14 protein-coding genes are annotated in these 9,296 nt (G+C 74.1%); 9 read left to right on the top strand and 5 right to left on the bottom strand.

The window, feature by feature from the left end:
- Positions 1-311: hypothetical protein (locus tag KBX39_RS14015; RefSeq protein ID WP_210870945.1), on the bottom strand; the 311-nt coding region annotated here is incomplete at its 3' end.
- 125 nt (positions 312-436) lie between these two features.
- Between KBX39_RS14015 and KBX39_RS14010 the strand changes: the two genes are divergently transcribed.
- The 3 genes from KBX39_RS14010 to KBX39_RS14000 are packed head-to-tail and all read left to right on the top strand — an operon-like array spanning position 437 to position 1,620.
- The gene (locus tag KBX39_RS14010) at positions 437-730 is read left to right on the top strand and encodes a DUF6158 family protein (protein WP_030502251.1); all 294 of its coding nucleotides are present in this window, start codon (positions 437-439) and stop codon (positions 728-730) included.
- On the top strand, positions 730-1,047 hold the full coding sequence (locus KBX39_RS14005) for a hypothetical protein (RefSeq protein WP_064447778.1): 318 nt from the start codon (positions 730-732) through the stop codon (positions 1,045-1,047). Before KBX39_RS14010 ends, KBX39_RS14005 begins: the two co-directional genes overlap by 1 nt.
- Positions 1,048-1,080: 33 nt before the next feature.
- Positions 1,081-1,620 carry a DUF1360 domain-containing protein gene (locus KBX39_RS14000; RefSeq protein WP_030502249.1) on the top strand — a complete coding sequence of 180 codons (540 nt, stop codon included), beginning with the start codon at positions 1,081-1,083 and terminating at the stop codon, positions 1,618-1,620.
- A gap of 62 nt (positions 1,621-1,682) precedes the next feature.
- On the opposite strand, the gene KBX39_RS13995 is transcribed toward KBX39_RS14000, so the two are convergent.
- Genes KBX39_RS13995 through KBX39_RS13985 form a run of 3 tightly spaced genes read right to left on the bottom strand, consistent with a single transcriptional unit; the run spans position 1,683 to position 3,290 of the window.
- Positions 1,683-1,892, bottom strand: coding sequence for a hypothetical protein (locus KBX39_RS13995; protein ID WP_043328824.1), 210 nt, complete (start codon positions 1,890-1,892; stop codon positions 1,683-1,685).
- 26 nt (positions 1,893-1,918) lie between these two features.
- Positions 1,919-2,143: a hypothetical protein gene (locus KBX39_RS13990; RefSeq protein WP_013288143.1), complete on the bottom strand. Its 225-nt coding sequence runs from the start codon at positions 2,141-2,143 to the stop codon at positions 1,919-1,921.
- 49 nt (positions 2,144-2,192) lie between these two features.
- On the bottom strand, positions 2,193-3,290 hold the full coding sequence (locus KBX39_RS13985; protein ID WP_043328826.1) for a 3-deoxy-7-phosphoheptulonate synthase: 1,098 nt from the start codon (positions 3,288-3,290) through the stop codon (positions 2,193-2,195).
- A 255-nt stretch (positions 3,291-3,545) separates the two neighbouring features.
- On the opposite strand from KBX39_RS13985, the gene KBX39_RS13980 reads away from it, so the two are divergent.
- Positions 3,546-3,767 (top strand): hypothetical protein, encoded by a 222-nt coding sequence (locus KBX39_RS13980; protein WP_013288141.1) that lies wholly within the window; start codon positions 3,546-3,548, stop codon positions 3,765-3,767.
- On the opposite strand, the gene KBX39_RS13975 is transcribed toward KBX39_RS13980, so the two are convergent.
- Entirely contained in the window at positions 3,742-4,455 is a 714-nt protein-coding gene (locus KBX39_RS13975; RefSeq protein WP_210870943.1) for a phosphodiesterase, read from the bottom strand. The two genes, KBX39_RS13980 and KBX39_RS13975, sit on opposite strands and share 26 nt — an antisense overlap.
- Positions 4,456-4,540: 85 nt before the next feature.
- Between KBX39_RS13975 and KBX39_RS13970 the strand changes: the two genes are divergently transcribed.
- The 5 genes from KBX39_RS13970 to KBX39_RS13950 all read left to right on the top strand — a co-directional run.
- Entirely contained in the window at positions 4,541-5,830 is a 1,290-nt protein-coding gene (locus KBX39_RS13970) for a pitrilysin family protein (protein WP_043328830.1), read from the top strand.
- A complete protein-coding gene (locus KBX39_RS13965) occupies positions 5,830-7,173 on the top strand; it encodes a pitrilysin family protein (protein WP_210870940.1) in 1,344 nt (447 codons plus the stop codon). Before KBX39_RS13970 ends, KBX39_RS13965 begins: the two co-directional genes overlap by 1 nt.
- A gap of 97 nt (positions 7,174-7,270) precedes the next feature.
- Entirely contained in the window at positions 7,271-8,293 is a 1,023-nt protein-coding gene (locus tag KBX39_RS13960; RefSeq protein WP_064447774.1) for an aspartate-semialdehyde dehydrogenase, read from the top strand.
- Positions 8,294-8,396: 103 nt separating this feature from the next.
- A complete protein-coding gene (locus tag KBX39_RS13955) occupies positions 8,397-9,065 on the top strand; it encodes a TMEM175 family protein (protein ID WP_084789688.1) in 669 nt (222 codons plus the stop codon).
- A 65-nt stretch (positions 9,066-9,130) separates the two neighbouring features.
- Positions 9,131-9,296, top strand: a 166-nt coding sequence (locus KBX39_RS13950; protein ID WP_210870948.1) for a CBS domain-containing protein, incomplete at its 3' end; no start/stop codon positions are given.

Below are 9,296 nucleotides of genomic sequence, written 5' to 3'. Positions count from 1 at the left end.
ACGCGCACCGGGCGGCGTACCGCCGGGGTGGTGACGACCGGCTCGGCGCCGGCAGCCGCCGACGGCGCCGGATCGGCCGTCGGCTGCGCGTCGCCCGGCGGCGTCGCCCGCAGCGTCTGGCGGACCTCCCGCCACCAGACGAAGATCACGAAACCGGCGAACACCGGCCACTCGATCGCGTAACCGAAGCTGATCGCGTTGCCCCCGGCGGCGCGGGTGACCTGCCACCAGCCCATCCCGAGGCAACCCGCCACCAGCACGACCATGGCCACGTGGCGGACGATCCACGCCGGTGTCCAGAGCCGTTCCATGCCCACGAGAGTACCGGGACTCCCCGGGCGTCTCCGACACGGCGTCGTAGTCCGGGCGGTGGTTTGGTGGCACGCCCGCTGGGCATCCGAACAGGTGCCAACCCGAACGAGACGAGGGGGCGACGATGACCGAATCGGTACGCCGGGACGCGAGCCCGGAACAGCGGGTCGCGGAGTGGGACGGCGATCACGCCCGCACCGTCGACGGCGAGCAGCTCGGGGTGGACCCGGTGGAGCTGGGCGACGAGGACCTGGTCCGGGAGATGCAGAGCCTGCACCGCACCCGGCTGGACACGCTGCGCCACGCCACCGACTCGGCGCTCGCCAACCACCTGCGGCGCACCGCCGAACTGGAGACGGAGTACCTGGCCCGGCACCCCGGCCGGGAGGTCGACCCGAGCCGGCTGCGGGACGCCTGATGGGCAGCCACGCCGAGCGCGGCATGTCCGCGCCCCCGGAGGTGGTGTTCAACACCGCCACTGATCCGGACCGCTCCTCGGCCTGGCTGCCCGAGCGGCTGCGCAACTCCGGCACCTGCCGGGTCGAGGTCGTCGACGCCGACGACATGCGCGCCCGGTGGAGCGCCGCGGACTGGTCCGCCGAGATCGACGTGGAACCGGCCGACGCGGGCGGCGCCCGGGTCCGGCTCGACCTGGCCGGCCCGGACCACGACCTGGCCGACGAGATCCTGGCCAACCTCGACCGCGAGGTGGCCGACAACCTGACCGCCGGCTGAGCCCGGCCGCACGACGAGCACGAGGAGGCCGGGTTGACCGGGAGTGGCCTGAAGCAGAAGGTGGCGCGCCTGCGCCAGGCGTACGCGCCGCACGAGCACCGGCCGCTGGAGGGCTACCTGAAGGCGATGGGCACGTACGCGGGCGTGACCGCCGCGCTCGTCGGCCTGGTCCGGGCGACCGGACGGCCGGTGCCCGAGCGGCCCACGCCGGCGGACGTGGTGCTGCTCTCGATCGCCACGCACAAGCTCAGCCGGCTGCTGTCCAAGGACGCGATCACCAGCCCGCTGCGGGCGCCGTTCACCCGCTACGACCACCCGATCGGCAGCGGCGAGGTGATGGAGCAGGTCCGCGACGAGGGCAGCCCCACCCGGCACGCGCTCGGCGAGCTGGTCAGCTGCCCGTTCTGCCTGGCGGTCTGGGTCGCCACCGGGCTCACCGGCGGGCTGGTGCTGGCGCCCCGGCTGACCCGGCTGGTCGCCACCGCGCTGACCGCGGTGGCCGCCTCCGACTTCCTCCAGATGGGGTACGCGGTCGCCCAGCAGGCGGCCGAGGGCGGTCACCACGAGGCGTGAGGGATGCGGACACGAAAAGGGGGCCGGTGTGCGCCGGCCCCCTTTTCGCGCGTCTCCCACGGTCAGGTGGGGGTGGTGCCGTGGTCCTCGCCGGCCCAGCCGCGCGACGCCTCCGGCTCCCGCTCCTCCTCGTCCTCCCCGGTGACGATGTCCCGGTCCACAGCGGTGCGCTCGTGCTCGTTGGCGAAGTCCGGCTCCGGCAGCGTGTCGACGCCCTCCGGGGGCTGGCCGAGCGCCGCCAGGTGCTCGTGCTCGGGGTTGCGGTCGGTCATGTCGCGTCCTCTCGTCTTCCGGGGGCTCAGGCGACCGTGCCGCCCAGCAGATCGGCCGCCTCGTCCGCCGCGTACTCGCCCTGGGGGAGCGCGGCGATCCGGGTGAGCAGCTCCGCGGGGAGTTCGGCGGCCACCGCCCGGCGGTAGATGTCCGCCTGGGTGATCCGCTCCTGGCCGTGGTAGATGTCGTCGAGCAGGTCGTCGAGCGGCCGGGTGTCGGGCTGCTCGGTCACGGGCGCGTCATCGGTCACGCCGACCACCTACCCGGCGCCGAACCGGTCAAACTCGCCCCAACCCCGCTCAGGCCGGGGCCGGCAGCGTGGCCCGGCGGGCCCGGACGGCCTGGGCCAGGTGCTCCAGGACCTCGGCAGTGGTGTCCCACCCGATGCAGGCGTCGGTGACCGACTGGCCGTACGCCAGCTCCCGGGTCGGGTCCAGGTCCTGCCGGCCGGGCACCAGGAAGCTCTCCAGCATGATGCCGACGATCCCGCGCTGACCGGCGGCGAGCTGGGCGGCCACGTCGGCGGCGACCAGCGGCTGGTTGCGGTGGTCCTTGCCGCTGTTGGCGTGGCTGGCGTCGACCACCACCCGCTCCGGCAGGCCCGCGGCGCGCAGCAACTCCAGCGCCCCGGCCACCGACTCCGCGTCGTAGTTCGGCCGGCCGCCCCCGCCGCGCAGCACCAGGTGCCCGTCCGCGTTGCCCCGGGTGTGCATGATCGCCGGGGTGCCGGAGACGTCGATGCCGGGGAAGACGTGCGGCACCCCGGCCGCCCGGATCGCGTCCACGGCGGTGGCGATGCTGCCGTCGGGGCGGTTCTTCATGCCGATCGGCATGGACAGCCCGGAGGCGAGCTGCCGGTGCACCTGGCTCTCCACCGTCCGCGCGCCGATCGCGCCCCAGGCCACCGTGTCCGCGATGTACTGCGGGGTGATCGGGTCGAGGAACTCGCAGCCCACCGGCAGGCCCAGCCGCAGCACGTCGAGCAGGAGCGCCCGCGCGGTACGCAGACCGGTGTTCACGTCGCCGGACCCGTCCAGCGCCGGGTCGTTGATCAGGCCCTTCCAGCCCACCGTCGAGCGCGGCTTCTCGAAGTAGACGCGCATCACCACGAGCAGGTCGTCGGCGACCCGGGCGGCGGCCTCGCGCAGCCGGCCCGCGTACTCCAGGGCGGCGGCCGGGTCGTGCACGGAGCAGGGGCCGACGACGACGAGCAGCCGGTCGTCGTCGCGGTCCAGCACCCGGCCGACGGCACGGCGGCCCGCCACGACGGCCTCGGCCAGCGGGGTCTCGAGCGGCAGGTGGTGGTGCAGCAGGGCCGGGGTGGTCAGCGGCACCACACGGTCGATGCGCTGGTCGATGACCCGATGGGCGTCCTGGGACGTGGTCACGGTGGGGATTCCTTCCGCCGACCGTGCCCCCGTGCCGGGTCCGGGGGATCGAGCCGGCTGCTCGCATACGAAAGGGCAGGGAAAAGAATCCCTGCCCGGCCGGCTCGAAGAGGTAAGTGACGTCAGCTCATGGTCGAGTCACCGGCTCCTCCAGCCGGCTGCCTAAACCATCGATACGACCGCGTCACGTCGGCCAGCGTACCCGACGCGCGCCGGAAAGCCCGCTGTCGTTCCGAAGTGCGGAACACGGGGTATGTGATCGCCATGACCACCAGCCATGACCCCAGTGACCAGGAACGGATCGAGTCCCGGGCGCATCTGCTGCCGGAGGAGGCGGCGGCGGGCAGCGACGACGCGGAGGCGCAGGCCGACGCGATCCTCACCGAGTCCGACATCCGCGAGGCGGACCAGAACGCCGCCCCCGACACGGTGCTTGAGCACCGCACCTCCGAGCAGACCGTCACCCCCGTCGAGCCGCCCGACTGAGCGTCGCGCCCCGGGCCCGGCGGGAACCTCGGTAACTGTCGTCCCGCAACCGGGCCAGCGGGCCGGCCAGGCGCAACCCCGGCGGCACGTTGCCGATCGGATCGAAGGCGAGCGCGGCGTCCTCGGCGGCGCCGCGCTCGCCGTTGAGGCGTACCTCGCCGAACGGCCGCCACCGGCCTGCCGCCGAGGCTACCGCCAGCACCAGCCGGGGCTCGTCGGCGGCCACCGCCGCGCCCGCCTCGGCCAGGCCGCGACCCAGGTCTGGTGACTCCGGGTCGGCCAGCACGGCCAGGAACAGCCGTCGCCCGCCGGCCCGGAACGGCATGATCGACGTGTACGTCCCGGTGAAGCGCCGCCGGGGCAGCGGCAGGTTCCGCAGCACCGGCGCTGCGCCGCTGGAACTGAACAGCAGGTCCACCGGCGGCTCCGGGTCGCGGCGCAGCCGTACCGCCACGCCCAGCACGTCCGGCCAGGCGCGCGGCGTCGGCACGCCCTTGGAGAGGCGGATCGTGGCCGGCCACCGGCCCGGCAGGTCGAGCAGCGGCACCCCGGTCGGCGGTCCCGGCGTACCCCAGATCCGGACCTCGCCGCCGAATGTGCGCCCGGCCGGGTGCAGCAGGCGGGCGTGCCGGAGCCGGGCCAGCGCGGCGGCGGCGCGCTCGACGGCGGACGGTGAGGTGGCGGCCATGCCCGCACGGGTACCCCGGCGCGCACCGACGATGCTCCGGCGCGCGTGTCACCTTTCCGCCTCCGGGATCGGATAGCGTCGTCTCATGCCCGACAGCGGTTTCCCCTGGCCGATCGAGACGACCCGACTGGACAACGGCCTGCGTGTGGTGGTGAGCGAGGACCGCACCGCCCCGGCCGTGGCGGTCAACCTCTGGTACGACGTGGGCTCCCGCCACGAGCCGGCCGGACAGACCGGCTTCGCGCACCTCTTCGAGCACCTCATGTTCGAGGGTTCGGTGAACGTGGCGAAGACCGAGCACATGAAGCTGATCCAGGGCGCGGGCGGCTCGCTCAACGCGACCACCAACCCGGACCGCACCAACTACTTCGAGACCGTTCCGGCCGAGCACCTGGAGCTGGCGCTCTGGCTGGAGGCCGACCGGATGGGCGGGCTGGTGCCGGCGCTGACCCAGGAGACGCTGGACAACCAGCGCGACGTGGTGAAGAACGAACGGCGGCAGCGCTACGAGAACGTGCCGTACGGCGACGCCTGGCTGCGCCTGCTGCCGCTGCTCTACCCGCCGGGGCACCCGTACCACCACGCGACGATCGGGTCGATGGCCGACCTGAACGCCGCCGACCTGGCCACCTTCCAGGAGTTCCACAGCACCTACTACGCGCCGAACAACGCCGTCCTCACCGTGGTCGGCGACACCACCGCCGCCGAGGTGTTCGGGCTCGCCGACAAGTACTTCGGCGGGCTCGCCGCGCGCGCCGACATCCCGGCCGCGCCGGACGGCCGTACCGTGCCGGCCACCGGCCGCCCGGCGGTGGAGACGGTCACCGCCGACGTGCCCGCCCCCCGCGTCTACGTCGCGCACCGCACCCACCCGTTCGGCACCCCGGGGTACGACGTGACCACGGTGCTGGCCACCGTGCTCGGCAGCGGCCGGGGCAGCCGCCTCTACCAGCGCCTGGCCGACGGCGAGCGGATCGCCCAGCCGGACCTCGTCGGCGCGTACGGGGTGGACCTGGCACACGCGCCCGCCCCGCTGATCGCCACCGCCACGGCCCGCCCCGGAGTGAGCGCCGAGCGGCTGCGCGACGGGCTGGCCGAGGTGGTCGACGAGCTGGCCACGGTGCCGGTGACCGCCGCCGAGCTGGACCGCGCCAAGGCGCTGCTGAGCACCATGTGGTGGCGGCAGATGTCCACTGTCGACGGGCGGGCCGACACGCTCGGCCGGTACGCCACCCAGTTCGGCGACCCGGCCCGCGCGGCCGACCGGCTGCCGGCCTGGCTCGCGGTGACCGCCGAGCAGATCGCCGAGCAGGCCGCCGAGCTGCTCGGCGCCGCCGACCGGGTGATCCTGACCTACCTGCCCGAGGAGAAGTGATGTCGCTGATCGCCACCCGTCCCGGCCCCGGCGCCGCCCGCGCCTACCGGGTCCCGCAGGTGGTCCGGCGGACAGCGGCCGGCGGCCAGGTGGTCGCCGCGCACCTGCCCGGGCAGAACCTCGCCGTCGCGTTGCTGCTTCTCGACGGCGGCGCGGGCCGGGAGCCGGTCGGCAAGGAAGGGCTCGGCGCGGTGCTGGCCAAGGCGCTGGAGGAGGGCACCGCGCAGCGGGACGCCACCGCGTACGCGCTGGCCATCGAGGCGCTCGGCACCGAACTGTCGACCGGGCTGGACTGGGACTCGTTCCAGGTGAGCGTGCAGGTGCCGGTGGACCGGCTGACCGCCGCCGTGGAGCTGCTCGCCGAGGCGGTCCGTACGCCCCGGCTCGACCCGGCCGACGTGCGCCGGGTCCGCGACGACGAGGCGACGGCGCTGCGGATGGACTGGGCCAACCCGGGCCCGCGCGCCGACGCGGTGCTGCGGGCCGAGCTGTTCGGCGCGCAGCACCGGTGGGGCCGCCCGCTCTACGGCGACCCGGACAGCGTGGCCGCGCTGGAGGTGGACGACGTCACCGTCTTCCACTCCGAGTGGTTCATCCGCCCCGGCACCCTGATCGTCGCCGGTGACCTGGAGCGGATCGACCTGGACGCGCTCGCCGCGACGGCGTTCGCCGGCGCCGGTGGCGGCCCGGTGGAACGCGGCGGCCCGATCGACGTGCCGCTGACCGGGCAGCGCCGGATCATTCTGGTGGACCGGCCCGGCTCGGTGCAGTCCACGCTGCGGCTGGGCCACCCGTCCCCGCACCGCGCCCACCCGGACCACGTGCCGATGACGCTCGCCGGCACCGTGCTCGGCGGCGCGTTCACGTCCCGGCTCAACCACCTGATCCGCGAGGTGCGCGGCTACACGTACGGGATCCGGGGCGACTTCGCCTCGTCCCGGCGGTTCGGGCGGTTCGCGGTCAGCTCCGGCGTGCAGACCGCGGTGACCGCCCCGGCGCTCGTCGAGTCGGTGGGCGAGATCTCGCGTACCCAGCTGACCGGGGTCACCGAGGACGAGCTGGAGGTGGCGCGTTCCTGGCGGGCCGGCCAGCTCTCGGTCGAGCTGCAGAGCCCGCGCGCGATCGCCGCGGCCCTGACCACGCTGGTCGTGCACGACCTGCCGGACGACTACCACGCGCGGCTGCGGGAGCAACTGCTCGCGGCGACCGTCGAGGACGTTTCCGCCGCCGCGGCGACCTACCTGCACCCCGAGTCGCTGACCATGGTGATCGAGGGGGACGCGGCGGTCATCCGGGACGAGCTGGTCGCCAGCGGTCTCGGCGAGGTGCTCGACCACACGTGACCGGACGGGGCGGCGGGCCTGTGATTCCCGTCGCCCCGCATCCGCGCGGTGGGAAACGTTTCCCACCCGCACCGCCCGGCTGGGTAGCCTCGCGGGCATGAGGATCGGCATTGTGGGAGCCACCGGTCAGGTCGGTGGCGTCATGCGGCAGGTGCTGGCGGAGCGCGAGTTCCCGGCGGAGCAGGTGCGCCTGTTCGCCTCGGCGCGGTCGGCCGGGCGCACGCTGCCCTGGCGCGACGGCGAGGTCACCGTCGAGGACGCGGCCACCGCGGACTACCGCGGCCTGGACATCGTGCTCTTCTCGGCGGGCAAGGCCACCGCGAAGGAGCTGGCTCCCCGGGTCGCCGAGGCCGGCGCCGTGGTGATCGACAACTCCTCGGCGTTCCGGATGGACCCGCAGGTGCCGTTGGTGGTCGCCGAGGTCAACCCGCACGCGATCGCCGACCGCCCGAAGGGCATCGTGGCGAACCCCAACTGCACCACGATGGCCGCCATGCCGGTGCTGCGTCCGCTGCACGACGAGGCCGGGCTGGTCAGCCTCGTCGTCGCCACCTACCAGGCGGTCTCCGGCGCCGGCCTGGCCGGCGTGGCGGAACTGGACGAGCAGGTCCGTAAGGTGGCCGGGGACGCCGCCGGGCTGGCCTTCGACGGCGGTGCGGTGGAGTTCCCGGCGCCGCGCTCGTTCGCCCGCCCGATCGCCTTCAACGTGCTCCCGCTCGCCGGCTCGATCGTCGACGACGGCTCGTTCGAGACCGACGAGGAGCAGAAGCTGCGCAACGAGAGCCGCAAGATCCTGGAGATCCCCGGGCTGAAGGTCTCCGGAACGTGTGTGCGCGTCCCGGTCTTCACCGGCCACTCGCTGCAGATCAACGCCCGGTTCGCCCGCCCGATCGACCCGGCCCGGGCCCGCGAGCTGCTCGACGGCGCGCCCGGCGTGGCGCTGCGCGACGTGCCCACGCCGCTGGAGGCGGCCGGCCAGGACCCGACGTACGTCGGCCGGATCCGGGCCGACGAGACCGTCGAGCACGGGCTCGCGCTGTTCTGCGCCAACGACAACCTGCGCAAGGGCGCGGCGCTGAACGCCGTGCAGCTCGCCGAACTGGTCGCCGCCGAGCGCTGACCCTGCGGGCGTACGTGCCGGGCCACCCGGCACGGACATCCGCTCAGCGGGTATGCCCGCCGGGTCGCCGGCCGCCCCGCGCGCCGGCAGGGCGGAGGTGCCGATGACGGCCGAAGGGGACACCGAGGCCGCCGGGATGCGTTCGGACACGGGCCGGGCGATCGGGTTCAGCGACGCGGTCTTCGCCATCGTCATCACGCTGCTGGTCCTCGACCTGCGGGTGCCCGAGACGGCGCCGGGCGGAATGCTGCGCGCGCTGCTCGACCAGTGGCCGGTCTACCTCGCCTACGTCACGTCCTACCTGTACGTGGCGGTCAACTGGCTGAACCACAAGGGGACGTTCCACCGGGTCCGCTGCGCCGACCGGGGACTGCACTGGGCCAACCTCGGCGTGCTGTTCAGCGTGGCGCTGCTGCCGTTCGTCACCGCGCTCGTCTCCCGCGCCGTGGAGGAGGGCGACGTCTTCGACGAGCGGGTCGCGGTGTCCGCGTACGGGCTGGTCGGCGTGATCCTGTCGATCACGTGGCTGTGGCTCTACCACTACCTGAGCCGGCACCCGGAACTGCTGGAGCCGCACGTCCCCGCCCGTTTCTTCGAGGCCGAACGCGTCCGGGCGCTGCTCGGCGTCCTCGCGTACGCGATCGCCGGTCTGGTGGCCGTGTTCCTGAGCGTGCCGGTGGCGCTCGTGGTGCTCCTGCTGCTGCCGATCTTCTACGGGCTGTCCAGCAACGGCTTCTACGACCTGCGCCGGCGCCTGCGCCACCGGCGGTGACGCCCCGCGTTACCCCGCCTCGGGCGGCGGGTAGACCGCCGTGCCGACACCGAGAGGGGAGCACCATGACAACGGTCGGAGAGTTCATGACGACCCGGTTGGTGACGATGGACGGCAACGACACGCTCACCGCCGCGGCGCAGGAGATGCGCGACAGCGCCATCGGCGACGTGGTGGTGACCGACGGCGACAACGTGGTCGGTATCGTCACGGACCGGGACATCACGGTGC

Source organism: Micromonospora sp. D75, from assembly GCF_018070405.1.
In the GTDB taxonomy this organism is placed as follows: Bacteria; Actinomycetota; Actinomycetes; order Mycobacteriales; family Micromonosporaceae; genus Micromonospora; species Micromonospora chalcea.
The sequence above is the reverse complement of the archived record's forward strand: the minus strand, read 5'-3'. Positions and strand labels throughout refer to the sequence as shown.

What these genes read in the sequence shown, in the direction of transcription:
- KBX39_RS13975 (WP_210870943.1), bottom strand. Translation starts at nt 4,455, where the DNA reads ATGGCCGCCACCTCACCGTCCGCCGTCGAGCGCGCCGCCGCCGCGCTG.
- KBX39_RS13955 (WP_084789688.1), top strand. Translation starts at nt 8,397, where the DNA reads ATGACGGCCGAAGGGGACACCGAGGCCGCCGGGATGCGTTCGGACACG.
- KBX39_RS13980 (WP_013288141.1), top strand. Translation starts at nt 3,546, where the DNA reads ATGACCACCAGCCATGACCCCAGTGACCAGGAACGGATCGAGTCCCGG.
- KBX39_RS14010 (WP_030502251.1), top strand. Translation starts at nt 437, where the DNA reads ATGACCGAATCGGTACGCCGGGACGCGAGCCCGGAACAGCGGGTCGCG.
- KBX39_RS13960 (WP_064447774.1), top strand. Translation starts at nt 7,271, where the DNA reads ATGAGGATCGGCATTGTGGGAGCCACCGGTCAGGTCGGTGGCGTCATG.
- KBX39_RS13995 (WP_043328824.1), bottom strand. Translation starts at nt 1,892, where the DNA reads ATGACCGACCGCAACCCCGAGCACGAGCACCTGGCGGCGCTCGGCCAG.
- KBX39_RS14005 (WP_064447778.1), top strand. Translation starts at nt 730, where the DNA reads ATGGGCAGCCACGCCGAGCGCGGCATGTCCGCGCCCCCGGAGGTGGTG.
- KBX39_RS13970 (WP_043328830.1), top strand. Translation starts at nt 4,541, where the DNA reads ATGCCCGACAGCGGTTTCCCCTGGCCGATCGAGACGACCCGACTGGAC.
- KBX39_RS13965 (WP_210870940.1), top strand. Translation starts at nt 5,830, where the DNA reads ATGTCGCTGATCGCCACCCGTCCCGGCCCCGGCGCCGCCCGCGCCTAC.